General features: G+C 64.8%; 25 protein-coding genes. 14 read left to right on the top strand and 11 right to left on the bottom strand.

What is annotated here, in order from left to right; translation table 11 throughout:
* Positions 1 to 6 precede the first annotated feature (6 nt).
* The gene (locus tag JQ621_RS29535; RefSeq protein ID WP_212240174.1) at positions 7 to 708 is read left to right on the top strand and encodes a RibD family protein; all 702 of its coding nucleotides are present in this window, start codon (positions 7 to 9) and stop codon (positions 706 to 708) included.
* Between the two features lie 4 nt (positions 709 to 712).
* Entirely contained in the window at positions 713 to 1,984 is a 1,272-nt protein-coding gene (locus JQ621_RS29530) for a flavin monoamine oxidase family protein (RefSeq protein WP_212240172.1), read from the top strand.
* Positions 1,985 to 2,004: 20 nt separating this feature from the next.
* On the opposite strand, the gene JQ621_RS29525 is transcribed toward JQ621_RS29530, so the two are convergent.
* The gene (locus JQ621_RS29525; RefSeq protein ID WP_212240171.1) at positions 2,005 to 2,580 is read right to left on the bottom strand and encodes a cysteine hydrolase family protein; all 576 of its coding nucleotides are present in this window, start codon (positions 2,578 to 2,580) and stop codon (positions 2,005 to 2,007) included.
* A gap of 252 nt (positions 2,581 to 2,832) precedes the next feature.
* Between JQ621_RS29525 and JQ621_RS29520 the strand changes: the two genes are divergently transcribed.
* Positions 2,833 to 4,392 carry an oleate hydratase gene (locus tag JQ621_RS29520; protein WP_212240170.1) on the top strand — a complete coding sequence of 520 codons (1,560 nt, stop codon included), beginning with the start codon at positions 2,833 to 2,835 and terminating at the stop codon, positions 4,390 to 4,392.
* 6 nt (positions 4,393 to 4,398) lie between these two features.
* Here the strand turns inward: JQ621_RS29520 and JQ621_RS29515 are convergent, their stop codons facing one another.
* The 6 genes from JQ621_RS29515 to JQ621_RS29490 form a co-directional block, all read right to left on the bottom strand.
* Positions 4,399 to 4,977 carry a hypothetical protein gene (locus JQ621_RS29515; RefSeq protein ID WP_212240168.1) on the bottom strand — a complete coding sequence of 193 codons (579 nt, stop codon included), beginning with the start codon at positions 4,975 to 4,977 and terminating at the stop codon, positions 4,399 to 4,401.
* 217 nt (positions 4,978 to 5,194) lie between these two features.
* Positions 5,195 to 5,938 (bottom strand): CoA transferase, encoded by a 744-nt coding sequence (locus JQ621_RS29510; protein WP_212240164.1) that lies wholly within the window; start codon positions 5,936 to 5,938, stop codon positions 5,195 to 5,197.
* Positions 5,938 to 6,756 carry a CoA transferase subunit A gene (locus tag JQ621_RS29505; protein WP_212240162.1) on the bottom strand — a complete coding sequence of 273 codons (819 nt, stop codon included), beginning with the start codon at positions 6,754 to 6,756 and terminating at the stop codon, positions 5,938 to 5,940. The genes JQ621_RS29510 and JQ621_RS29505 overlap by 1 nt, the downstream gene beginning before the upstream one ends.
* 34 nt (positions 6,757 to 6,790) lie before the next feature.
* Complete coding sequence (locus JQ621_RS29500) at positions 6,791 to 8,104, bottom strand: tetratricopeptide repeat protein (RefSeq protein ID WP_212240160.1); 1,314 nt, start codon at positions 8,102 to 8,104, stop codon at positions 6,791 to 6,793.
* A gap of 15 nt (positions 8,105 to 8,119) precedes the next feature.
* Complete coding sequence (locus JQ621_RS29495) at positions 8,120 to 9,130, bottom strand: aldo/keto reductase (RefSeq protein ID WP_212240159.1); 1,011 nt, start codon at positions 9,128 to 9,130, stop codon at positions 8,120 to 8,122.
* Between the two features lie 157 nt (positions 9,131 to 9,287).
* Complete coding sequence (locus tag JQ621_RS29490) at positions 9,288 to 9,713, bottom strand: PaaI family thioesterase (protein WP_249125655.1); 426 nt, start codon at positions 9,711 to 9,713, stop codon at positions 9,288 to 9,290.
* 71 nt (positions 9,714 to 9,784) lie between these two features.
* On the opposite strand from JQ621_RS29490, the gene JQ621_RS29485 reads away from it, so the two are divergent.
* Together JQ621_RS29485 and JQ621_RS29480 are read left to right on the top strand one after the other, a co-directional pair.
* A complete protein-coding gene (locus tag JQ621_RS29485; protein WP_212240158.1) occupies positions 9,785 to 10,411 on the top strand; it encodes an NUDIX hydrolase in 627 nt (208 codons plus the stop codon).
* A gap of 56 nt (positions 10,412 to 10,467) precedes the next feature.
* Entirely contained in the window at positions 10,468 to 11,685 is a 1,218-nt protein-coding gene (locus tag JQ621_RS29480; protein ID WP_212240157.1) for a hypothetical protein, read from the top strand.
* A gap of 77 nt (positions 11,686 to 11,762) precedes the next feature.
* Here JQ621_RS29480 and JQ621_RS29475 read toward each other — a convergent pair whose 3' ends face one another.
* Positions 11,763 to 12,065: a hypothetical protein gene (locus JQ621_RS29475; protein WP_212240316.1), complete on the bottom strand. Its 303-nt coding sequence runs from the start codon at positions 12,063 to 12,065 to the stop codon at positions 11,763 to 11,765.
* 192 nt (positions 12,066 to 12,257) lie between these two features.
* On the opposite strand from JQ621_RS29475, the gene JQ621_RS29470 reads away from it, so the two are divergent.
* Together JQ621_RS29470 and JQ621_RS29465 are read left to right on the top strand one after the other, a co-directional pair.
* Positions 12,258 to 12,737: a hypothetical protein gene (locus JQ621_RS29470; RefSeq protein ID WP_212240154.1), complete on the top strand. Its 480-nt coding sequence runs from the start codon at positions 12,258 to 12,260 to the stop codon at positions 12,735 to 12,737.
* A gap of 70 nt (positions 12,738 to 12,807) precedes the next feature.
* A complete protein-coding gene (locus JQ621_RS29465) occupies positions 12,808 to 13,614 on the top strand; it encodes an SDR family NAD(P)-dependent oxidoreductase (protein ID WP_212240153.1) in 807 nt (268 codons plus the stop codon).
* A 181-nt stretch (positions 13,615 to 13,795) separates the two neighbouring features.
* On the opposite strand, the gene JQ621_RS29460 is transcribed toward JQ621_RS29465, so the two are convergent.
* The gene (locus tag JQ621_RS29460) at positions 13,796 to 15,340 is read right to left on the bottom strand and encodes a cation:proton antiporter (protein WP_212240150.1); all 1,545 of its coding nucleotides are present in this window, start codon (positions 15,338 to 15,340) and stop codon (positions 13,796 to 13,798) included.
* 102 nt (positions 15,341 to 15,442) lie between these two features.
* Here JQ621_RS29460 and JQ621_RS29455 point away from each other — a divergent pair, with 102 nt between their 5' ends.
* The 4 genes from JQ621_RS29455 to JQ621_RS29440 all read left to right on the top strand — a co-directional run bounded on the left by JQ621_RS29455 (position 15,443) and on the right by JQ621_RS29440 (position 20,198).
* Positions 15,443 to 16,207 carry a tetratricopeptide repeat protein gene (locus tag JQ621_RS29455; protein ID WP_212240148.1) on the top strand — a complete coding sequence of 255 codons (765 nt, stop codon included), beginning with the start codon at positions 15,443 to 15,445 and terminating at the stop codon, positions 16,205 to 16,207.
* Between the two features lie 189 nt (positions 16,208 to 16,396).
* Positions 16,397 to 17,773, top strand: a complete 1,377-nt coding sequence (locus tag JQ621_RS29450; RefSeq protein ID WP_212240315.1) for a tetratricopeptide repeat protein — start codon at positions 16,397 to 16,399, stop codon at positions 17,771 to 17,773.
* A 183-nt stretch (positions 17,774 to 17,956) separates the two neighbouring features.
* Positions 17,957 to 19,867 carry a propionyl-CoA synthetase gene (locus JQ621_RS29445; protein WP_212240146.1) on the top strand — a complete coding sequence of 637 codons (1,911 nt, stop codon included), beginning with the start codon at positions 17,957 to 17,959 and terminating at the stop codon, positions 19,865 to 19,867.
* Positions 19,868 to 19,937: 70 nt separating this feature from the next.
* Positions 19,938 to 20,198, top strand: a complete 261-nt coding sequence (locus JQ621_RS29440; protein ID WP_212240144.1) for a hypothetical protein — start codon at positions 19,938 to 19,940, stop codon at positions 20,196 to 20,198.
* Between the two features lie 78 nt (positions 20,199 to 20,276).
* Here JQ621_RS29440 and JQ621_RS29435 read toward each other — a convergent pair whose 3' ends face one another.
* The gene (locus tag JQ621_RS29435) at positions 20,277 to 20,972 is read right to left on the bottom strand and encodes a DUF1013 domain-containing protein (protein WP_212240143.1); all 696 of its coding nucleotides are present in this window, start codon (positions 20,970 to 20,972) and stop codon (positions 20,277 to 20,279) included.
* A gap of 264 nt (positions 20,973 to 21,236) precedes the next feature.
* Between JQ621_RS29435 and ispH the strand changes: the two genes are divergently transcribed.
* From ispH to rnhA, 3 genes are read left to right on the top strand one after another with little or no spacing between them, the layout of a single operon-like run.
* Complete coding sequence (gene ispH, locus JQ621_RS29430) at positions 21,237 to 22,205, top strand: 4-hydroxy-3-methylbut-2-enyl diphosphate reductase (RefSeq protein ID WP_212240142.1); 969 nt, start codon at positions 21,237 to 21,239, stop codon at positions 22,203 to 22,205.
* 6 nt (positions 22,206 to 22,211) lie between these two features.
* Positions 22,212 to 23,207 carry a homoserine kinase gene (locus tag JQ621_RS29425; RefSeq protein ID WP_212240140.1) on the top strand — a complete coding sequence of 332 codons (996 nt, stop codon included), beginning with the start codon at positions 22,212 to 22,214 and terminating at the stop codon, positions 23,205 to 23,207.
* Positions 23,204 to 23,668, top strand: coding sequence for a ribonuclease HI (rnhA, locus tag JQ621_RS29420; protein ID WP_212240133.1), 465 nt, complete (start codon positions 23,204 to 23,206; stop codon positions 23,666 to 23,668). The genes JQ621_RS29425 and rnhA overlap by 4 nt, the downstream gene beginning before the upstream one ends.
* A 200-nt stretch (positions 23,669 to 23,868) precedes the next feature.
* Here rnhA and JQ621_RS29415 read toward each other — a convergent pair whose 3' ends face one another.
* On the bottom strand, positions 23,869 to 24,354 hold the full coding sequence (locus JQ621_RS29415; RefSeq protein ID WP_188098920.1) for a peroxiredoxin: 486 nt from the start codon (positions 24,352 to 24,354) through the stop codon (positions 23,869 to 23,871).
* Between the last annotated feature and the right edge of the window lie 278 nt (positions 24,355 to 24,632).

Genomic DNA, 24,632 nt, shown 5'->3' with positions numbered 1-24,632 from the left:
ATCTGCATGAAGCCCTACGTCATCTGTCTGATGCATGCGAGCCTCGACGGCCGCACCCATCCCAGCCGCTGGCGTCCGAAGGGCGCCGGTACCGACTGGTTCGAAAAAATCCATGACCAGCTCGGCGGCGATGCCTGGGTGATCGGCCGCGTCACCGGTTCCGAGTTCGCCAGGGGCAAGCCCTATCCGGAGACGAGCGAGACATTTCCGCGCGAAAACTGGTTCGCGCGGCGCGATGCCAAAACCTACGGCGTCGTGCTCGACGCGCAGGGCAAGATCGGCTGGGGCCGGTCCGATATCGGCGGCGATCCCATTGTCGTGGTGCTGACCGAGAGCGTTCCGGATGCGCATCTCGCGGGACTGCGCGGCGAGGGCGTGTCGTATATTTTCGCCGGCAAGTCCGGGATCGATCTCGCCTTGGCGGTGGAGATCCTCAATCGCGAACTCGGCGTGAAGCGCCTGCTGGTGGAAGGCGGCGGCGTCGCCAATGGCGCGTTTCTGCGCGCCGGCCTGATCGACGAATTCAACCTGATCCTCAGCCCCGCGATCGACGGTGCCAGAGGCGCGCCCTTCGTGTTCGATTCGGCCGAGGAAGACAGCGACAAGCGCGCGCCGCTCACCGCGATGACGCTTGATAGCACGCGGGACCTCGGTGGCGGCGTCCTCTTGCTGCGCTATCTGATCCAGAACGATCGCGCGCGCCAATAGCAGCATGGCGGACAATTCAGAGCACATCGTCATCGTTGGCGCGGGCGCGGCCGGCCTGATGGCGGCGCGCGAGCTCGCGCGTGCCGGCAGACGAGTCACGGTCCTGGAAGCGCGTGATCGCTGCGGCGGACGCATCCATCCGCTGCCGGCCACGGAGTTCGGCTATGCCGCCGATGGCGGCGCCGAGTTCGTCCATGGCGAAGCGCCGGTCACCCGCAGCCTTGCACGCGAGGCGGGGCTGACGGTGCGGGCGATCGGTGGCGCGCAATGGAGCTTTGACGGCACGGATTTCTCGCAGGAGAGCCCGCGCGATCCCTATGACGACAGGCTTCACGCCACGCTGAAGGATTTGACCGAGGATGTCACTGTCGCCGACTTCCTGCATCGTCATTTCGCCGGACCGGAGTACGCGCGCCTGCGGCATGCGGTCGAACGCATGGTCGAGGGCTATGACGCGGCCGACCCCGCACGGGCCTCGACACTGGCACTGCGCGACGAATGGATGAACGACGGACTTGCGGCGCAGGCGCGCATCGACGGCGGCTATGGCGGGCTGATTGATTATCTGGCGGCCGAGTGCCGCAACTGCGGCGCCGCCATTCACCTCGGTGCCACGGTCGCGTCGATCGAGGAGAGCGGCGGCAAGGTCGCTGTCCGCTGCGCCGGCGGGGCAGTGCATGCCTGCGATCGCGTCATCCTCACCGTGCCCCTGCCGCTCTTGCGCGAGATCGCACTGCCCGCGGCCGCACGCGAGAAGGCTGCAGCCGCAGACGACATCGGCTTCGGCAGCGTCATCAAGATCCTGCTGCGGTTCACGCGGCCATGGTGGCGCGAGCGGAAGCCGGAGCTTTCCGACATGCTGTTCTTGCTTTCGGACGAGACGATTCCGGTATGGTGGACGCGTCATCCGGACTGGCATCCCGTGCTGACGGGATGGTTCGGTGGCCCGCGAACGGCGCAGCTGGCGCATCTCGATCCGCAAGGACTGATCGATGCCGGGATCGACTCCCTTGCAGCCATGTTTAGCCTGCGTCGTGATGAGATCGCGCGGGACCTCGTGGCAGCGGCGGCGGCCAATTGGGCGAACGATCCCTTCGCCCGCGGCGCCTATTCCTGGGCGACGCCGCGAACGCGGGCGGCGCAGGAAATTCTCGTGGATCCCGATGGCTCGATTTTGTTTTCAGGCGAAGCGCTGTATCGCGGTCGCGACATGGGAACGGTCGAGGCTGCGCTCGCAAGCGGGCTGGAGACGGCCGGGATCATCTTGCGAGGCTAGTTTGCCAGTCGAGCCGGGGTTTACTGCCGCACCGCTGCGAGCGATGCGATCACCTCGCCCGCGGTCACGATGCGGGCAAACTCGCCGTTCAGATTCGACAGTGTCATCGCGTGGATGGATTCGGCCGAATGCGTCTCGCCGTCCGGGCCGACGCGATCGAATGTCCAGGTCGCATCGCGCACCAGGTGCGCGTCGAAGCCGAGATTGCCGGCCATGCGCGTCGTTGTCTCCACGCAGTGATTGGTGGTCGCGCCGCAGATGACGAGCGTCGAGATGCCGCCTGCGCGCAGGCGCGCCTCGAGATCGGTGCCGATGAAGGCGCTGTTGACGCGCTTGACGATGACGGGTTCGCCGTCCTGCTCGCGCGCCTCGTCCTTGACGGCGTAACCGCTGCGCTCGGGGCGAAACGTCGAGCCCGGCTTGGTGCCTTCATGTCGGATGTGGAAGACCGGCGCGCGATGCTTTCGGAACGCGGTGAGCAGATCGACGATGCGTGCCACCGCATCCGGATTGTTGCGCCGCTGGCCCGCCGCCTCCCATTCGTCGAAGGCGCGCTGGACGTCAATGACAATCAGGGCTGGGTGGCAATGAGCCATGATGGATCTTTCGAGCTGTGCACCGCGGCGACTATGCGGGGTGAATGCGACAGCGCGCAATGCCGATCTTCCCTCGTTTCGGGCCACCTCGCGGGTCTGTAGCCGTATCGACTCTCTGCTCCCGGCCTGCATGACGTTTGCGCTCACTTCGATTTGAAACCCGGCGCCGGCCCCACTTGATCCAGCGCAACCTCGGCGGCCGCTCGCCGATGCAATGTCGCGCCGGACATTTGATTGCGATCGAGGCGAGGCATGAAGGCATATTTCATCGGCGGCGGCATCGGATCGCTCGCGGGCGCGGCATTCCTGATTCGCGATGCGAAGGTGGCGGGACGGGACATCATGATCTACGAGGCGCAGCCGCTGCTCGGCGGCAGTCTCGATGGTGCGCAGCTCGAGAACGGTGCCTATTCGCTCCGCGGCGGCCGCATGCTCACGACCGATCATTACGAATGCACCTGGGACCTGTTCTCCGGCATTCCGTCGCTCGAGCGTCCCGGCCTGAGCGTGCGCGAGGAAACCGTGGCGTTCAACGTGGAGAACCCCGCGCACTCCCGTGCGCGCCTGGTCGATCGCAACCGCTTCAAGATCGATGTCTCGCATATGGGCTTCACCGCGCGCGACCGGCTCGAGCTGTTGCGGCTGACGGAAGCTTCCGAGGAGACGCTCGGCGCCAGCCGCATCACCGACTGGTTGTCGCCGGGATTCTTCAAATCCAATTTCTGGTACATGTGGCAGACCACCTTCGCCTTCCAGCCCTGGCACAGTGCAGTCGAGCTGAAGCGCTATCTGCACCGCTTCATGAACGAATTTCCGCGCATCGAGACGCTCGCGGGGGTCAAGCGCACCGTCTTCAATCAATATGACGCGGTGGTGCGGCCGCTGGTCGACTGGTTGACGCAGCAGGGCGTGCAATTCGTGTGGGGAACGCGCGTCGTCGATATGACGTTCGAGCAGGAGGGTGACAAGCTGCGGGTCCGGCAGCTCATGCTCGACCGCGACGGGCGCAGTGCCAATGTCCGCCTCGAGGACGGCGATCTGGTCTTCTTCCAGAACGGCTCGATGACGGATGCGTCGAGCCTGGGTACCATGACCGAACCCGCGCCGTACCTGACCAAGGCGGACAGTCAGGGCTGGGCACTCTGGGAGACGATCGCGAAGGGGCGCCCCGAATTCGGCAATCCGTCGGCGTTCAACGGCTCGATCCCCGAATCCTATTGGCTGTCCTTCACCGTGACCTGCCGCGACCCGCGCTTCTTCGATCAGATGGAAGCATTCTCCGGCAACAGGGCCGGCACCGGCGGGCTCGTGACGTTCAAGGATTCCAACTGGCTGATGTCGGTCGTGCTCTACCATCAGCCGCATTTCCTCGGTCAGCCCAAGAACGTCCAGGTTTTCTGGGGCTATGCGCTGCATCCCGATCGCATCGGCGATTTCGTCGCCAAGCCGATGTCGGAATGCGGTGGCGCCGACATCCTGACGGAGCTCTGCGGTCATCTGAACTTCGACCGCGCCGTGTTCGAGGACGCGATCTGCATTCCCTGTCGCATGCCCTATATCACCAGCATGTTCATGCCGCGCCATGTGACCGACCGGCCGCTGCCGGTGCCGAAGAATTCGGTGAACCTGGCTTTCGTCAGCCAGTTCGTCGAGATTCCGGACGACGTTGTCTTCACCGTCGAATATTCGGTGCGTGCGGCGCAGACGGCTGTCTATCAATTGATGAAGATCGATCGCCCGGTGCCGGCCGTGACCCGCCACGACAAGTCGCTCGGCGTGATCTTCGCGACGCTGGAGAAGGCGTTCGCTTGATCGGGCCTACCTGAACGGATCCTGGACCGACGGCGACGACTGCCTGATGCGGCGCACGCTCACTGGCGTGCCGTCGGAGACGAACAGCAGTTCATACGTCCGGCCTTCGCTGTCGATCGCGGAGCAGGTGACGTCGTTCACCTTCCTGGCGGCGAAATTGCCGGTCTGGCGGCAACTGCCGGTGGAGGTCTGCGCAGCCGGGACCGGCAGGCCGTCGACCTTCGGCCGGTTCTTGGAGTTGAGCAGCATGCGGTCGATCGGCAACTCGTAGGAATTGTCGTCGGCCCGCTTGCCGTTTTCGCCGGAGAACGACACCACGTGGTTCTCGTCGCTGGGGTCGTCGACCGCGACCGCGAAATTGACCCGGCCCTTGTCGTCATGGGCGAAGGCCACGGTCTTGCAGGCAAAGGGGCGCCCGGCGACCTTCAGCGTCTTGCAGTGGCCCGACATCAGGGCCAGCATGTCGACGAGGGAATTCTGCTGCGCCGGCGGATTCTTCACCGGGATCGCGGTGGAAGACTCGGCAAAACAAGGGCTTGCGAGACAGACGAGGATTGTAGCCAGGACCGGTCGGCGGAGGCGCATCGTCAGGCTCACGTGCCAGGGGGCCACGGACGGGTGAGAGTTCCGCCCACCAACCATCCAATCGCAAATTGGTTGCGATCCCGTTTTATCCGTCAAGTCTTCGGCCAAGCCCGTCTGGAATACCACCGCGCCACCCATCGGCGATTCGCCCGATCGCCCCAACCCGTCCCGGCAGGCACATGCCGCCAGGCCGATGTTTTTTTCGTGGCAGACGGCCCTACGCCGCCCACTTCATGGTCCGCGCAAAGGCTGGATAGGTCTCGGCGAGCTCGTCGAAAACGCGCCCGCGGAGCAGCGCAAGCGTTGCGGCGTCCGGCCGCCGCGTTTCGCGCACGACCTCCGGCTCCTGATAGGCGAAGCCAGTGTTCTCCCGGATGTCGGCCGGCGTGAACGGAGGGTGGACGGAGCGCAAGGCGAAGCCACCCGCCTCGCGATCGAAATCGAACAGCGCCATGTTGGTCAGAAGCGCGTGCGGTCCGCCGCGGCGCGGCACCTCGGGCGTCATCGCACGCGCGCTGACGAAATCGACCTTGGGCACGAACACGCGCGGCGAATGCTCCTCGCGAAACAGGATCACGCGGGGAATGAGATGATAGAGGTAGGCTGAGCCGAATGAGCCCGGCCAGCGCACGCTGCCGGTGGGGTAATCGCCGGTACCGACCAGGTTGATGTTGCCGTGGCCGTCGATCTGGCCGCCGCCGAGGAAGAAGGCGTCGACGCGGCCCTGGGCGGCGCAGTCGAACAGCTCGATGCCGCCATTGGTGAAGAAATTGTGCGCCTGCGATCCCAGGATCGAGATGCGCACCGGTGGCCTGCCACCGAGCTCGCTCCGGGCGCGCAGCAGCATGGCGCCGGCCGCGGGGATCGGCGACGACGCGCCGACCGCGACATGACGGATGCCCTCGAGCAGATCGGCAATGGTGGCGATCAGGATCTCGCGCCGTTCGCGCTCGGCCGACATCAGGCCACCTGCTTGCGATGCGTCAGGAAGGCCGAGAGATAGGCGCGAAAGCCGTCCTCGCTGCGCGCCATCGCCGCATAGCGTGCGATCTCGGCTTCGTCGGCCGGATATTCGTCCCACAGCGCCAGCGGCCAGGCGCCGCGTTCGGCGACCGCGATGGCATCGACGTAGAGCGAGGGCAGGACGCCGGCAGCGGAATCCTCGCTGTCCAGCAGATTGCGGTCGACGATGCGCTCGACGGTCACCAGCGTGCGCTTGGAGGCATAAGCGAGGTCGGCGAGCTCACGGTGCCGGCCGATGCGGACATTGCCGGCGCGGTCGGCCTCGGGCGCGTGAAACAGCGCGACGTCAGGCGAGATCGCGGGCACGACGACAACCTTGCGCGCCTCGCCGACGGGACTGTCGATCACCTGCCAGTCGGGTCGCACGTTGAGGAGATCGCTGCCGATGATGCCCGCGATCGGCATGAACGGCACGCCCTTTTGCGCTGCAAGCAGGCCGGCGAAGATCGCGGGGCAGGTGGAGTCGCGCATCGCGAAGGCCCCGCTCTTGACGCCGGCCGTGAAGCGCGGTGCGCCGCCGGCCTCGCCCAGCGACACCGCGCTGGTTTCGAGCGACGCGACGCTACCGGCGCCAATCAGCAAATCGGCCTGCAGTCCTGATATCGGGACACAGATCAGCTTGAGGTCACGGATGCCTGTTTCGAGCAGCGCCGCGGTCGCCGCCATCGCCACGCCTGAACCGTCGACCGGGATCGCCAGCGACTGTCCGGGTGCAACGCGCGCGGCCAGCGCCTCCAGCGCAACGATCTCGGTCATGGGCGTCCTCCGGTCGTGTTTGCTCCATCCTGCCTTAAGCCATCGCCGCCCGCCAGCGCGTATCGCGCAAGGACGGGCGGCGGTGGAGGCGGGTGTCGAGGAGCTTGCGGGCGCGCGGCAGCTCGCCGCTGCGCATCAGGGCAACGAGGAACGTGTCCTCGATCAGCTCGCGCTGGGCGTGGCTGCCGCCGATGCGCACGACCTCGTTGCAGACGGGCTCCAGCTCACGCACACAGGCTGCGTAATTCTCATTGGCGAAGGCCGCCAGCGCGCGGCAGATCGCCGGCACCACGGGGCCGGCCGGCAACTTGCCGTCGCCAAGCCGCTGCTCGATCACTGCCAGGCGCGCTGCCAGTGCTTCCTGATTTTGCGTTGCGGCCGCGAACAGTGCCATGTGGACGTCAGCGAAGGGCAGCCCCGGCTTCGGAAACAGTTTTTGCGCGGTGGCGTCGGCCTCGGCCCACAGTGTTTTTGGCACTGCGTGACCGTAAGCCGACAGGCGCCAGAGCAATGAGGCGCCGTCAGTGATGGCGTTGAGCGGCGGCGCTTGCGTGGCGGAGGGTTGCAGCACATCGGCATAGATTGCAAGCGCGCGCGCCGAATCGCCATGCTCGAGCGCGCCAAGCGCCTGGTGCCAGAGGATGTGACCGTGCAGGATGCCGGCGCGGTCATAGGTCGGAATCCATTCCTCGACGAGACGATCGGCGGCCTCGATCGAACCATCTTCGAACATCGCGTGCAGCACGGCATGTGCAGCGTGCGCATTGGCCCGGCGCAGATCGAAGCCGCGCTCGGTGATCTTGCGGCCGCGCGCAACGTCGCCGTTCTCCGTCAGTGCCCAGCCGGACATGGTGAGGAACCACCAGTCCTCGCCATAATGCTGCGCGACGCGTTCGCACAGCTCGTGCCGGGCGCGATCGTGATCGGCCATACCGGAGAATGCGAACAGGCCGAATGCGCCGAGCGGCAGCGACAGCACCACGGCATCGCGCGGCCAGCTCTCGATGTGCTTGAACATGGCCGCGATCGCGTCGGGCCCGCGTCCCTCGATCGCAAGCGCCAGCGTTTCGACATGCGAGCGCTCGCGCTCGGTGCCGCGCCTGGCGACAATCCCGCGCGCGGTCGCCGCCTTCTGACGCGCAAGATCGCCCTGCTGGTAGAACGCGTGCACGCGGGCGCGGGCAATGTGCGGGAGCGCGAAATCCGGATCGGCGGCGATAGCGCATTCCAGCGCTTCCACCGTGCCGGTCCAGCCGGCCAGCATGAGATCGACGCCCTCCCGATAGGCGGACGCCGCCTCGTCCGAGGTGGTGGTGAGCGGCAGTCCAAAGCGGTCTTCAAGCGCCATCGTTGTCTCCGGCTCTCAAATCGTCCGCGCGCGCCGGCCTTCGATCGGATAGGCCGGGTCGTTATAGCCCGGCGTCGAGGGATGGCCCGGCACCACAAGCCGGTCGATCAGCGCTTCGTCATCCGCCGTGAAGCGATAATCCAGCGCGCTGATATAGCCGTCCCACTGTTCCTCGGTGCGAGGGCCCGCGACGATCGACGAGACGAAGGCGGAATTCAGCACCCAGGCGACCGCGAACTGCCCGGCGGTGATGCCGTTCTTCTCGGCGTGAACCTTGATGTCCTGTGCGAGCTGGAGCGATTCCGGCCGCCATTCCGTCTGCATCATCCTGACGTCGTTGCGGCCCGCGCGCGTCTCCTTGTCCGGCGCTGCATCGGGCTTGTACTTGCCGGTCAGCACGCCGCGCGCCAGCGGGCTATAGGGCACGATGCCGAGGCCGTAATAGGAGCAGGCCGGAAAATGCTCGACCTCGGGCATCCGGTTCATCGCGTTGTAATAGGGCTGGCTCGCCACGGGACGGTCGATGCCGAGCCGGTCGCAGATGTTGCAGATCTCGGCGACGCGCCAGGCACGGTAGTTGGAGACGCCGAAATAGCGGATCTTGCCCGCGCGGATCAGATCGCCCATCGCGCGCACCGTTTCCTCCAGCGGCGTCGCATGGTCTTCCTTGTGCAGATAGTAGATGTCGATGTGGTCGGTGCCGAGGCGCTTCAGGCTCTCGTCCGCGGCCTGCAAGACCCAGCGCCGCGACAGCCCGACGCGATTGGGATCGTTCCCCATGGGATTGGCGAGCTTCGTCGCGAGCACCCAGGCGTGCCTGGTGTTGCCGATGGCGCGGCCGACAACCTCTTCGGAGCCGCCCTTCGAATAGGCGTCCGCCGTGTCGATGAAGTTGATGCCGGCATCGTGCGCCTTGGCAATGATCCGCTTGGAGGCCGTCTCATCCGTCGGCCCGCCGAACATCATGGTGCCCAAGCAGATCGGCGACACTTTCAGGCCGCTGCGGCCAAGCTGGCGGTATTGCATGGGCAATCCTCGATGTTTTTGTTGCTGCCAGCATAGCGACCCAGTGCCGTCATTGCGAGCGTAGCGAAGCAATCCAGAACTGCGTCCGCGGAAATACTCTGGATTGCTTCGCTTCGCTCGCAATGACGCGGAGAGGGTAGTGTCAACCTGACCGCGCCTACTCCGGCCCCTTCAAAATCTTGAACACGCCATTGGCCATGACGAGGCAGCGGTCCTCCACCAGCACTTCCGTGCTCATGAAAATCAGGCTCCGCGTCGTTCGCACGACGCGGGGGCGGGAGATCAGGATGTCGCCGATCCTGCCGGCCTCGACGAAATGCGTGTCGAGCTGCACGGTCGCCATATACTGCTTGCCGGTCTCGTAGCGGGCGGTCATGCCGCAGGTGCGGTCGGCGAAGGTCATCATCACGCCGCCCTGGACCATGCCGCGGCGGTTGTGATGCTTGTCTTCGGTCGCCAGCGCGAATTCAAAGTGGCCCTCGACCTTGCGCTCCCAGAGCGGGCCGATGAGGTGAATGAAGCCGCTGGTGTCGACGATCGTCCAGCCCTCGGATTTGAGCTTTGCGGCGGTCTTGTCGATCATCTCTCCGTCCATCCCTGCAACGCGTGCCTCTCCTCGTTTCATCAGACGCGGTCCTGGTGTAGTCAAGCATCATGAGATTTTTCGGCGATGCCACCAGACGGAATATCGCAGAGGCTTGCGCTGCCTTCGCGCGGCTGCACGATGCGGCCGAGGCGTCTACACTGAAGCGCGCTGCGGTGGTGGTCGCGCTGACCGAATCCGATGACGGCGACGACACGGCGTTTCTGCTGACCAGGCGCGCATCGAGCCTGCGCTCGCATCGCGGTCAGTGGGCGCTGCCCGGCGGACGTTGCGATGCCGGCGAGACCCCGGTCGAGGCGGCGTTGCGCGAGCTCGACGAGGAGCTCGCGCTCAAGCTCCCCCCCGACGCGGTGCTCGGCCTGCTCGACGATTATCCGACGCGCTCGGGATACCTGATCACGCCGGTTGTGGTTTGGGCCGCAGACAGCGTTGCGATCAAGCCGAACCCGGACGAGGTCGCCTCGGTCCATCGCATCGCGCTCGACACGATCGAGCGTGATGACGCCTTCGATTTCACGGCCATTCCTGAAAGCAGCCGTCGCGTGATCCGGTTTCATCACCGGATGAGCCTGATCCATGCGCCGACGGCGGCGCTGATCTACCAGTTCCGCGAGGTGCTGGCGGGGCGTCAGACCCGCGTCACCGACCTGGAACAACCGGTGTTCGCCTGGACGTGACGATGGTAAACGGCACGTTAACGTGCCGGTTACCGGATGCCTGCTAAGAGGACAGCATGCATCATTCGATTCGAAATAATTTGGCGCTGGTTTCACTCGCGCTCGTCCTGCTTGTCCCCGCCGCGCGCGGTGGCGAGGCTGACGCGCTGCCGCCCGCCTTGCGCAATGCCAACGCCCAGCTTCTGTCGCAGTTCTTCGCGCAGAGCGGGGGCGCTTCGCCGGCCGTGCTCGAATATCGCCGCAAGCTTGCCGAATATCAGCAGATCCGCGGCGCCTTCGATCAGGAGGCCGCTGCCTATTGGGGCCAGGTCACGGAGAAGCGAAAAGGCCGCAATGCCAAGCGGCGCAGCGGGCAGCAGATCACGCTTGATGATTATGTGCTGGAGCAGCCGCCGGTTTACACCGGGCCGAAGCGTCCGGTGAATCCGGAGCCGGAAGAAACGCCGGAACGACCGCCGCGCAAGCCGCTGCCGGTGGCCTCCGATCTCCTGCGTGCCGCGCAGGACCTCTATCAATTCACGCCGCAGCGACCCGCCAGCGAGGTCGAATTCAAGCGCGCCTATGCGCGCTATGCGCTCGCCTCGGGGCTGACGCGCGAGCAGGCGGTGCGGGTCTATTCGTTCGAGACCGGCGGCACCGGCAATTACGATGTACAAGCCGGCATCGAGCATGGCGGCAAGCGCGCGATCTCGACCGCGATGGGCTACAACCAGCTGCTCACCACCAACAGCGTCGAGCTCTTGGCCGAGCAGGGCCATGAGTTCATCCGTGCGCTCTCCGACAAGGTGGCGCGCACCTCCGGTCCGGCACGTCAATCGCTGGAGCACAAGCTCGGCGTTCTCAAGAAGATGGTGGCGCACGCGAAGTCGGTGCCGGACACCTGGTCTGAGCATGAGAAGATCGGCGATACCGCGCAAGGCTGGGCCATGCATGCGATGGTGCTCGACGTCGACATCGGGCCGATGCTGCAGACCCACAAGCTGCTGACCTCGGTGCTGTTCGCCCGCGCCAAGGGCTACACCCGTCCGCTCACCGCAGCCGAACTGGAGATGATGAACCTCACCGGCGACGGAACCGGCCTCGACATGGTGACGATGCCGCAGGCGATGCGCGAGCAGGTGCCGACATCGAATTTCTTCCAGCGCGGCGGCTATGAGCGCAACCCGGTCGCGATCCGCCACAACACGGTGGCCAAGCTGCTGGCCGTGACGGACGCGCGGATGGATTCGAACAGCAACAATGCCGGCGCGCGGGAGTTGGCGGCAGCGTTCTAAATCGCTGGCGAGCTCTTAACCTCGCCCCGCTTGCGGTCGTAAGAACGGGGCGAGGGAGCGCACCTTCAGCTCGGCTCCTAATGATCCGATCCGAACTTGAACCGGCCGTCGCCCTCCAGATATTGCCCGCTGCGCATGTAGAGCTGGCCGTTCTGGCCGATGAAGAACAGCGTGCCCTTGGGCACCTTCTTGGCACCCTTCAGCAACTCGCCGGCATTGTTGGTGCCCATCTTGTAAGAGAAGGTCTTGCCGTCCTTGTCATAGGCATAGCCGGTGTCCGGCTTGAGCTCCCAAGGCGTTGCCGCATTTTGTGCGAATGCCGGGGCGGCGAAGGCGCCCAGCACGGCTGCAATTGCAAAGGTCTTGATTGAAAATGCCATCATCCATCCTCCCCATTGTCGGGGTGCCCATTTGAACAAATCACGAACGATGCGTCAGGGTCAATCTGCGATGACGCCGCAGCGCATCACGTCTTGTCCAGCAGTTGTGATTTTCCCTTCGTCCCCTCGCGACTATGTTCCGCTTTCAGTCTAGAACGCAACACGACAAAGATATTGGTGGGGATGATTCGAATGCGTCACGTCGTTAAATTTTGCGGGATTGCCCTGGTGTCGCTGACGGCGCTCGCGCCGGCCGCCCGGGCCGATGACTACCAGCTCAGCCACAACCAGCGGATTTCGTGCAGCCGCGGTCTTGCCCCGGGCAAGCTCAACACCGCGACCTGCAAGTCCTACACTTATCTCTTCAATACCAAGACCTCGGAATATTTCCGCTGCCAGGTGTCGCTGGCGCTGACCCGCGACAACAAGGAAGTCATCAACGTCCAGACCGACGGCGGCTGCACCAAGAAGCCGCGCATCTTCGAGGCCGACGGTCATTATGATTTCGACGCGACCGAGACCGAGCCGCCGAACACCAATTCGTTCTTCGGCCCCGGCGGCTATTCGGTCTGGGCTGCCGACATGACCGCGCAGAAGATCCGCGGCTGCATCACCATCTCCTCGGGCCTCGGCTCCGACATCTCCAAGTGCCTGGACATGACGTTCCAGTGACGGTCTGCCCGTGAAGGCCTGCCAGGGACGGTGAGGCGCGCTACGAAGAAAACAACGCGGGAGACACGCGATGGACCGACTCAAGGGCAAGGTCGCGATGGTGGTGGGCGCCGGCTCGATCGGGCCCGGCTGGGGCAACGGAAAGGCGACCGCGGTGACCTTTGCGCGCGAGGGCGCGCGGGTGTTTTGCGTCGACCGCAACGGTGCGGCCGCCGAGGAGACAGCTGACATCATCGCCGGCGAAGGCGGCAAGGCCACCGCGTTCACCGCCGATGTCTCGCGACCCGCCGAGATCGAGGCGATGGTCGCGGCGTGCCTGAAGACGTATGGCCGTATCGACGTGCTCGACAACAATGTCGGCATCGCCGAGATGGGCAGTGTGGTTGAGGTGACCGAGGAGAGCTGGGACCGCGTCTTTTCGGTCAACCTCAAGAGCGCCTATTTCGCCATGAAGCACGTCATCCCTGTCATGGTGACGCAGGGCGGCGGCTCGATCATCAACATCTCCTCGATCGCCTCGATTCGCCACATGGGCATCTCCTATGTCACCTACGGCGCCTCGAAGGCCGCGATGAACCAGATGACGCGCACCACCGCGATCGAGTTCGCGCGGCATCATGTGCGGGTGAACGCCATCCTGCCCGGTCTGATGAAGACGCCGATGGTGGAGCATTCCGCCGGCCTCGCCAACAGCTACGCCAAGGGCGACGTCGAGGCGATGTGGCGCGCCCGCGACGCGCAGGTGCCGATGGGCCACATGGGCGACGCGTTCGATGTCGCCAACGCCGCGCTGTTTCTGGCGTCGGACGAGTCGAAATATGTGACGGGGATCGAGCTGGTTGTCGACGGCGGGATTACGTGCAAGGCGGGGGCTTAGCGTCGCCTCACACTCCGCTGTCGTCCCGGACAAGCGTCAGCGCAGATCCGGGATCCATAACCACGGAATGCAGTTGTTGCGCGAAGCAGGTAATTCCGAGTGCTCGCAAAACGATTGCTGAGGCGTATGGATCCCGGATCCGCGCGCTTGGGGCGCGCTTGTCCGGGATGACGAGCTGAAATCATCCCCCCGCGCTGAGCTCCGCGCGATCCAGCTCTTCCTCCAGCCGGTGAAACGCGTCGTCGCCGATCACTTCGGTGGTGCGTAGATGGAAGACCGATTTGCGCGCAGCCTCGATGGCGCGGCGGCGCAGGGGATCGGCGGGCAGTTCGCCATTGACGATGCCGCCGTGCGGATCGTCATCGGCCTGCATCAGGATGGCGCGGTATTCGAGCCTGAGGATCTCGGCCTCCTCTGACGGATCGTCCTCGATCGCATCGAGCGCCGCGCGATAGGCGATGGCCCGGGCACGTGCGACCTCGACGCCGACGGGGTCGTCATCCCTGAGATCGAAGGCCAGGATCAGCGGCCGCAGCGTCAGGCCCTGGATCACCAGCGAGCCCAGCACCACCGCGAAGGCGATGAAGACGATGAAGTCGCGATAGGGAAAGTTCTCCGGCAGTGCGAAGGCGGTGGCGAGCGTGACCAGGCCACGCATGCCGCACCAGGAGATGATAAGCCCCCCTTTGGGTGAGGCGACCTGCTTCGGATCCTTTGGGTGGTAGATCCCGTGCGCGATCAGGGCGCGCAGCGTGGTGCGATAGAATGTGATCCAGAGCAGACGGACCAGGATGACCGTCGCCAGGATCCAGGCCGCCGCCACGCAATATTCCCAGCGCACATCCGTATCCAGCTTGGTCCAGATCGGCCGCATCTGCATGCCAATCAGCATGAAGGCGAGCACGTTGAGGACGAACACCGTCGTCTCCCACACCGCGTAGGACGGCACCCGCAGCCGCGCCGGCATCCGCGCCGGCGCCGACTGCGCGATGGTGATGGCATAGACCACGATGGTGAGGATGCCGGAGAGTCCGAGATGCTCGGCGCCGATCCAGATCATGAAGGTGGTGGCGAACTGCACGATGATCGCGCTCGGCACCTCCCTCACGCGCTCCATGATCGGCGGAATGATGCGCCCCGCAACAAGGCCGGCCAGCACGCTGCCGACCAGTCCGAGCGCGATCGTCGGTGCGACCTCGCTCCATGTCAGGTGCTCCATGACGACAGCGCCAACTGCGATGCGATAGATCAGCAGTGAGCTGGCGTCGTTGAGCAGACTTTCGCCCTCCAGCACCTTCACCATGCGATAGGGCAGCTTCACCTGGCTCAGGATCGCGACGGCTGCTGCGGCATCGGGCGGCGCCACGATGGCACCGAGCGCCACAGCGGCGGCCCAGGGCATGTCGGGAAAGAGACGATGCGCGACAAAGGCGACGGCGACAGTGGTCAGACCGACCGCCGCCACCACCAGGGTCGCGACCGGAACCCAATTGTTGCGCAAATCGCGCAGCGAGGTGTCGAAGGCGGCATCCAGCAGCACCGGTGCGACAAAAAGCGCCAAGGCCAGGTCCGGCTGCAGGGTCCAGGTCGGGCTATCAGGCACAAAGGCAATCAGCGCGCCGCCGATGGCGAGAAAGGTCGGATAGGGGACCTTGATCCGCCGCGCCAGCGCCGATAATGCAACGGCGCCGAGCAGAAGCGCGATGATCCATTCGAATGTCGACACGTTCGTTCCCGAAACCGATGTGAGCAGCGCTACAAGCTAGCACCAATCCGGCCGTATGATGGACAGTACGGCCCCGAGGCAAGCCTTTCGACGACAACGAGCATGCGTTTTCAAAAATTGATTCAGATGTCAGCGGCCGTCCTGCTTGCAGCGGTCTTGCCCGGTGCGGCTCACGCCGCAACCGGCGGTGAGCCCGCCGCCGTCGCGCAGGTCGACGTCGCGGCATGCCTCGCTGCAACCGCTGCCGACGACATCGACAAGGCAGGCCCGGCCTGCGCCGCGGTCATCGACAACGAGAAGACGGCAAAGCCAGATGTCATCAAGGCGCTGGTCGCGCGCGGCGCGCTCTATGCGCGGCATGACCAGATCGACCGTGCCATCGCTGACGACGGCCGCGCGTTGCAGCTCGATCCGACGCTGGCCGACGTCTTCAACGCACGTGGCGAGCTCTGGCTGAGGAAGGGCGACAAGCCGAAGGCGGTACAGGATTTCGGCGCCGCGCTGCGGATCGATCCGAACCACGAGAAGGCCAAGGCCAATCACAGGGCGATGGCGCGTGAGCTCGAACGAATCGGCGCGCAGATGGCGGTGGCCGGCAAGCCCAGCTTTAACTGCGCCGGCGCGCGCCGCCCGGTCGAGAAGGCGATCTGCGCCAATCGCGAGCTCGCTGATCTCGACCGCGAAGTGTATGCCGCGAACGCGCGCGTGATCCGCGAGGCGCAGAGCGAGGACGAGGCGAAGAAGCTCCGGTACGAGCGGGACGACTTTATCGCGCGTCGCAACGCCGGGTTCGGCCGGCCGGGATACGATCTGAAGAAGGCCATGCAGGAGCGGCTGCAGAGGCTGAATGGGGCGGACGGGTACTAGCCGCGCTCTTCGCCGCTTGAGAGGTCGTCATGCCCGGCCTGGTGCCGGGCATCCACGTTCTTTGTGCTGTGGGTCAGGCGTGGATGGCCGGGACAAGCCCGGCCATGACGGCAGGAACAGGCCCCGATTTGAACCCATGACGCGCCCACCGAGACAATGGTGAAACCTGATGTCACGGAGCTTTCCGCCATGTGCGGCACGCGTCCTACCGCGCAAATATCCAAAGTCCCGCTACGCAGCTTCCTGCTGGGCGCCGCGATGAGCCTTGTCCTCGCGACTCCGGCGTCGGCCACCGGCGATTGCGTAATGGGCAGCAAGGCTGCGCCGGCCGAAATCGTGTCGGCGTGCAGCGCCATCATCGACCAGACATCGAATCCGAACTCCGACCGCGTCGCGGCGCTGCTGGTTCGTGCCGACGTCAATGCGCACACGTCCGGCGGGCTCACGCAGGCGCTGCGGGATATTGACCGCGCCATCGCGCTCGATGGCAAGAATGCGCGCGCCTGGCGCCTGCGCGGCGATCTGTTGCGCGAGGCGGGCGGCGATCTCAACCGCGCCACGTCCAATCTCAGCAAGGCAATCGAGCTCGACCCGGGGGATGCCGAGGCCTATGAGCTGCGCGGCGTCGCCTACACCAATCAGCACCGTTTCGACCGAGCGATCGCCGATTACAACCAGGCGATCAAGCTGAAACCGGATTACGCGCAGGCCTGGTCCGACCGCGGCGCGACCTATTATCTCAGCGGCGACAACGACAAGGCGGTCGCCGATCTCAGCGAGGCCCTGCGGCTCGATCCCAGCCGGGCGCGCAGCTACACCAATCGCGGCGCGGCCTACAAGAAGCTCGGCCAGCTCGACAAATCCGTCGCCGACGACAGCGAGGCGATCAGGATCGATCCGAACGTACCGGAATATTACGACAATCGCGGGCTCACTTATGCCGCGATGAAGGACTATGACAAGGCGATCGCCGATTACGATCGGGCGCTGCGGCTGGCACCGCGGCCGAACTTCTTCACCAACCGCGGTGATTCCTACCAGTTCAAGGGCGAGTTCGGCGCAGCGCTGAGCGACTACAATGACGCGCTGAAGCTCGATCCTGATTTCGCGAAGGCCTACAACAACCGCGCAGTGCTCTACGCCAAGATGGGCGAGCGCAAGAAGGCGCTGGCCGATTACGAGACCGCGTTGCGGCTCGACCCGGGCGACACCAACGCCGCCGATGGCCGCCGCACCATGATGGCGGAGATCGCAAGGTTCGGCGCCGAGGCTCCAGGTCCGCTGACCGCGAATTCCGGCAGCGGCCCGTCATTCGATTGCGCCTCTGCCAAGCGCGAGGTCGAGAAGGTGATCTGCGCCGATCCGCAATTGAGCGTGCTCGATCGCCAGCTCGCCGAGGCCTATCAGCGCGTGCTGAAATCGATGAGCCGGCGCTCGGCGGCTGATTTCCGTAAATCCCAACAGGATTTCCTCGCCACCCGCGACGCCAGCTTCCGCCGCCCCGGCTATGACCTGAAGAAGGTCATGCAGGACCGGTTGCAGCGGCTGAATGCGATGGAGGGGTGAGTTCGCGTCTCCGCCGTAAGAACGAGGAGAGGGAGGCCAACCACCCTTTTCAGCTTGAACCGCGGCCCGTTCCCGGAAAATATCCCTCAAACAAGGCCGGCACTTGATCCCTGTCATGGCGGGACTGACGTCCAGCCGTCAGGTCAAGGCGAGGCCAAAAAAGAGGAAACGGGAGCGCCGGGAATGAACGTCCAGGGTAAGAGCCTTTATCACGAGGTCCACGCGCGTTCGCTGGCCGATCCCCAAGGCTTTTGGGCCGAGGCGGCAAGGGAAATCGACTGGATCGAGCCGCCGAAAAAGATCTTCGATGCAACGCAGGGCGTCTACGGCCGCTGGTTCACAGGCGGGGTCGTCAACACCTGCTATAACGCGCTCGACCGTCATGTCGAGCGCGGCCGCGCCGACCAGGTCGCGCTGATCCATGATTCGCCGCTGACGAATTCCGTCACCAAATTCACCTATGCCGAACTGCTGGCCGAAGTGCAGGCGCTCGCCGCCATCATGCAGGAGGTTGGCGTCGCCAAGGGCGACCGCGTCATTCTCTATATGCCGATGGTGCCGGAGGCCGTGGTTGCGATGCTCGCCTGTGCGCGCATCGGCGCGGTGCACTCCGTGGTGTTCGGCGGCTTCGCCGCAAAGGAGCTCGCAACCCGCATCGACGATGCGCAGCCAAAGCTCATTCTCTCGGCGAGCTGCGGCATCGAGCCCGGCCGCATCGTGCAGTACAAACCGCTGCTCGATGAAGCGATCAGGCTGGCGGCCGCAAAACCGAAGGCCTGCATCGTGCTGCAGCGTCCGCAGTTGACTTGCGACCTCGCGCCAAAGCGCGACTATGATTGGGCGAGCCTGCGTCGCAAGGCAATGAACGAGGGCAAGAAGGCGCCTTGCGTGCCCGTCGCTGCCACCGATCCGCTCTACATCCTCTACACGTCGGGCACGACAGGCATTCCCAAGGGCGTGGTGCGCGACAATGGCGGGCATCTCGTCGCGGTGAAGTGGTCGATGTTCAACCTCTATGGCGTCAAGCCGGGCGAGGTCTGGTGGTGCGGCTCGGACATCGGCTGGGTGGTCGGCCACAGCTACATCATTTACGGCCCGCTGCTGCATGGCGCGACCTCGATCATGTATGAGGGCAAGCCGGTCGGCACGCCCGACGCCGGCGCGTTCTGGCGCGTCATCTCCGAGCACAAGGCGGTTGCCCTCTTCACCGCGCCGACCGCGTTCCGCGCCATCCGCAAAGAAGATCCGGAAGGCAAGTTCATCCGGCAATACGACCTGTCGAAATTCCGCACGTTGTTTCTCGCCGGCGAGCGCGCCGATCCGCCGACGGTGGAATGGGCAGAGCAGCAGCTCAAGGTGCCTGTGATCGATCATTGGTGGCAGACGGAGACCGGCTGGTGCATCGCCGGCAATCCGGTCGGGCTCGGGCTGCTGCCGGTGAAGCACGGCTCGCCGACCGTGCCGATGCCGGGCTATCAGGTCGACGTGGTGGATGAGGCAGCCAAGCCGGTGGGTCCCAACACCATGGGCTCGATCGTCATCAAGTTGCCGATGCCGCCGGGCTGCCTGCCGACGCTGTGGAATCAGGATGCGCGCTTCAAGGAAGCGTATTTGAGCGAATTCCCCGGCTACTACAAAACCTCGGATGCTGGCTACAAGGACGAGGACGGCTATGTCTTCGTGATGGGGCGCACCGACGACATCATCAATGTCGCCGGCCACAGGCTCTCCACCGGCGGCATGGAAGAGATCCTGGCCTCGCATCCCGATGTCGCCGAATGCGCCGTGCTCGGCGTCAAGGATGCGATCAAGGGCGAGGTGCCCTGCGGGTTCCTGGTGCTGAAAGCCGGTGTGAAGCGCCCGCCCGCCGAAATCGAGAAGGAGATCATCGCGCTGGTGCGCGACCGGCTCGGCCCCGTCGCCGCGTTCAAGCTTGCCATCACTGTCGGCCGGCTGCCGAAGACGCGTTCGGGCAAGATCCTGCGCGGCACCATCAAGAAGATCGCCGACGGCGAGGCCTGGACCATGCCGGCCACGATCGAGGATCCCAAGGTGCTGGACGAGATCGGCGAGGCGCTGAAGGGGAAGGTGTGACGCAAGGTCCCTGCGGACTTACATTCTCCGCATTCCGCGCTAAACAGGGCCGGCCAATAAGGGACCTCGTATGCCACTCGCCACCGCGCCGCGCCTGCTTGCAGCCGTCCTGCTCGCCATCGCTCTCTCCGCCTGCTCGGCACGCTACCAGACGCCGGTTGCGATGGGGGGCGACGATGACGATTCGGTGTGCCAGAGCCGCGGCCTCGCGGTCGGCTCGCCGGAATATGTGGCCTGCCGCAAGGACCGCGACGTCCAGCGCAGCTCTGCGACCGCCCGCGCCGATCGCCGCCAGCGCGATCTCGGCGAATACATGCTGAACCATCCATAAGAGGTCATGCGCAAACAAAAACGCGGCGGGTTATCCCGCCGCGTTCTGCGTTTCGATGACGAATGAAAGAGCGGAGTCCTACTCCTCCTCTTGCTCCTGCTTCTTGCCGCCGAGGGTCTTGAGCTTGGCGAACACGGCATCGACGTTGAGGTCGTCGCTCGAGCGTTCGGCCGGCTCGAATTCGTCCTTCTTGGTGGTCTCGGAGGCCGGCAGCAGGGTGGCGCCGCCATAGGCTGTGTCGACCGGCTTTTCCTTGGCCGCGCGCGCCACTTCGAAATCGAGTTCGATCTGCGAGCAGAGGCCGAGGGTCACCGGATCGATCGGGGTCAGCTGGGAGGTGTTCCAGTGGGTGCGGTCGCGGACGCTGGCGATGGTGCTCTTGGTGGTGCCGACCAGGCGCATGATCTGGGCGTCCTTGAGCTCGGGATGGCTGCGCAGCAGCCAGAGGATGGCGCTGGGGCGCTCGTGGCGGCGCGACACCGGGGTGTAGCGCGGGCCCTTGCGCTTCGGCTGGGGCGGCAGCACGACCTTGCTCTCCTGAAGACGGAGCCGGTAGTCCTGGTTCTTCTCGCCCTTCTCGATCTCCTCGCGGGTCAGCTGGCCGTTGGAAATCGGGTCCATGCCCTTGATGCCCTGCGCGGCGTCGCCATCGGCGATCGCGCGCACCTCGAGCGGGTGCATCTTGGTGAAATCGGCGACCTGGTCAAAGGTCAGCGCGGTGTTGTCGAGCAGCCAGACGGCGGTCGCCTTGGGCATCAGAGGTGCGTTGCTCATGGCAAATCTCCTTTGTGCTTCGCCCACCCCTTTGGAGGCGAAACCGGTGGTCATCAGCGATGACAGGGAATTCGCGTTATATAAGCCGGGAGGGGGTAGCCACGCAATGGTTCTGCTATAGATAGTGCCTTGACAGCGCCGGAAAGGGGGCCCAATTCCCTCTCAAGTCGCTATAACGCCCAAGCAGACCGTTTTAGGCCCTTTTCCATCCATCGACCGTCCCCCGCCAGAAGGCGAACGGTGATTCGGTCCCGAGATCGCTCAATGTCAGCCAAACCAGACCTCAAGATCGTGCTTTGTTCTCCCCGCGGCTTCTGTGCCGGGGTGGTCCGGGCGATCGACACCGTGGAACGGGCGCTCGATAAGTATGGCGCCCCCGTCTATGTTCGCCATGAGATTGTGCACAACAAATACGTCGTGGACGGGTTGAAGAAAAAGGGCGCGATCTTCGTCGAGGAGCTCGCCGAGATCCCGGAAAACGCCACCGCTCCCGTCGTGTTCTCGGCCCATGGCGTGCCGAAGTCGGTTCCCGCCGATGCCCAGTCCCGCAATCTGTTCTCGCTCGATGCGACCTGCCCGCTGGTGACCAAGGTCCACCGCGAGGCGGCGATCCACTTCAAGCGCGGCCGCGAGATCTTCCTGATCGGCCACTCGCATCATCCCGAGGTGGTCGGCACGCTCGGCCAGCTGCCGGTCGGCGCGGTCACCCTGATCGAGACCGCCGAGGACGCCAAGACCATCAGCCCGAAGGACCCGAACAATCTGGCCTTCGTCACCCAGACCACGCTGTCGATCGACGATACCGCCGAGATCGTGGCGCTGCTCAAGGAGCGCTTCCCGAACATCAACGGGCCGCACAAGGAAGACATCTGCTACGCCACCACCAACCGCCAGCTCGCGGTGAAGAAGGTGGCGCCGGTGGTCGACGCGCTCATTGTTGTCGGCGCCCCCAATTCGTCGAACTCGCAGCGCCTGCGCGAGGTCGCCGAACGCGAGGGCTGCAAGATCGCCGTGCTGGCACAGCGCGCTGCCGACATCGACTGGACCAGGTTCGGCAACATCACCAGCCTCGGCATCACCGCGGGTGCCTCCGCGCCGGAAGTGATCGTCGAGGAGATCATGGACGCCTTCGCCGAGCGCTACACGCTGCATGTGGAGACGGTCTCGGCCGCGGAAGAGAACGAGTTCTTCCCGCTGCCGCGCCAGGTGCGCCCTGAAGCTGCCGCCGAGTAGTCTTGCATGGCGGTCTATACCGACGTTGCCGCCGACGAGCTTGCGGATTTCCTGAAGCAATACGATATCGGCGAACTGCTCTCCTACAAGGGCATCGCCGAGGGCGTCGAGAACACCAACTTCCTGCTGCACACCAGCCAAGGAAACGAGCAAGCCTCGTTCATCCTCACGCTGTATGAGAAGCGCGTGGCGAAGAACGATCTGCCGTTCTTCCTGGCATTGATGACGCATCTGGCCGAGCACGGTGTCAGTTGCCCGCTGCCGGTGAAGGCGAAGGACGGCGAGGCGCTGCACGAGCTGCAGGGACGGCCCGCCGCGATCATCACCTTTCTCGAAGGCATCTGGCCGCGCAAGCCGAACGCGACCCATTGTGCCGGTGTCGGCGAGGGGCTGGCCCGGATGCATCTGGCCGGCGCGAATTTTACGATCAAGCGCGCCAACGCGTTGTCTGTCGCGGGTTGGCGGCCGCTGTTCGATGCGGCGGCGGACCGCGCCGACGAGGTGCAGCCGGGCCTGCGCGCCTTTCTTTCGGCCGAGCTCGACTATCTCTCCGGTGGCGTCTGGCCGAACAATCTGCCCGAGGGCGTGATCCACGCCGATCTCTTCAACGACAACGTCTTCTTTCTCGGCGACAAGCTGTCGGGGATCATCGACTTCACCTTCGCCTGCAACGACATGCTGGCCTACGACGTCGCGATCTGCCTGAACGCGTGGTGCTTCGAGCCGGATCACGCCTTCAACGTCACCAAGGCGCGCGCCTTCCTCAACGCTTACGGCCGGGTGCGCAAGCTCTCGGAAGCCGAAGAGGCCGCGCTGCCGCTGCTCGCGCGCGGGGCTGCAATCCGCTTCCTGCTGACGCGGCTGGTCGACTGGCTCAACGTGCCCGCGGGCGCGCTGGTCAAGCCCAAGGATCCGCTGGAATATGTCCGCAAGCTGCGCTTCCACCAGAACGTATCCAGCGCGCGCGATTACGGGCTGATGCCGTCAGGACTGGTCGCGTGAGCGAGCTCCCCAATGTCACGATCTATACCGACGGCGCCTGCTCGGGGAATCCCGGGCCCGGCGGCTGGGGCGCGATCCTGAAGTTCGGCGACAAGGAAAAAGAGCTGAACGGCGGCGAGCGCCACACCACCAACAACCAGATGGAATTGATGGCGGCGATCTCCGCGCTCGAAGCGCTGAAGAAGCCCTGCACCGTCGATCTCTACACCGACAGCCAGTATGTCCGGCAAGGCATCACCGGATGGATCCACGGCTGGAAACGCAACGGCTGGCGTACCGCCGACAAGAAGCCGGTCAAGAACGTCGAGCTATGGCAGCGCCTCGACGCGGCGCTGAAGCAGCACGCGGTTCGCTGGCACTGGGTCAAGGGTCACGCCGGCCATCCCGAGAACGAGCGTGCCGATCAACTCGCGCGGGACGGGATCGTGAAGGCGAGGACGCAGACGCGGGTGGCGGAGTAGGGGCGAAGCATTTCGCTTGTGCGATCGTTTCGCGCCGCACGCTCCGCTGTCATCCCGGCGAAGGCCGGGATCCATAATCACAGGGTCAAGTTTGGCGATGACTCGGAGTTGCCAGCTCGCGCAGCAACTCCGCCCTGGGGTGATGGGTCCCGGCCTTCGCCGGGACGACACCGAGAGCGCGGTAGAAAGAGCTGGCCGCCTTACAGCTGCCCCAGCAGCGTATCGCCGCCGGAGACTTCGACCTTGCCCGGCATCGCCTCGAGGTTCAGCTTCTTGACCACGCCGTCCTCGACCAGCATCGAATAGCGCTTGGAGCGGATGCCGAGGCCGTTGCCGGAGGCATCGAGCTCCATGCCGATCGCCTTGGTGAAGTCGGCATTGCCGTCGGCGAGGAACACGGCCTCGTCGCGCTGGTCGGTGTCACGCTTCCAGGCGTTCATGACGAAGGCGTCGTTGACCGAGACGATCGCGATGGTGTCGACGCCCTTGTCCTTAATCGCGTAGGCGTTGAGGAAGATGCTCGGCAGATGCATCTTGTGGCAGGTGCCGGTGTAGGCGCCGGGCACCGCGAACAGCGCCACCTTCTTGCCCTTGAAGATATCGTCGGTGGTCTTCACCTGCGGGCCTTCCGCCGTCATCACGCGGAATTTCGTCTCGGGCAGCTTGTCGCCAACTTGGATAGCCATCGTCGTTTCTCCATGGAAAAGAGCCGGGCTCGTTCTAGAGCATTTTACCGCCGGAGGGAAACGGGTTCACCGCGGTGTGATGGGGCACTCGCAGGGCTGCACCCTCAGTGTCGTCCCGGCGAAGGCCGGGACCCATAACCACAGAGAGTGGTTTGAGGCTCGCTGGCAACTCCGAGTCTTCGCCAAACGCTCGCTGCGGCGTATGGGTCCCTGTGTCTGGAAAGTCTGTCATGATGAGAGTGGGCGGGAAGCCGTTGGGTCCTTGGCGCTTGACGCCG

The organism is Bradyrhizobium manausense, from assembly GCF_018129685.1.
In the GTDB taxonomy this organism is placed as follows: domain Bacteria; phylum Pseudomonadota; class Alphaproteobacteria; order Rhizobiales; family Xanthobacteraceae; genus Bradyrhizobium; species Bradyrhizobium manausense_D.
The sequence above is the reverse complement of the archived record's forward strand: the minus strand, read 5'-3'. Positions and strand labels throughout refer to the sequence as shown.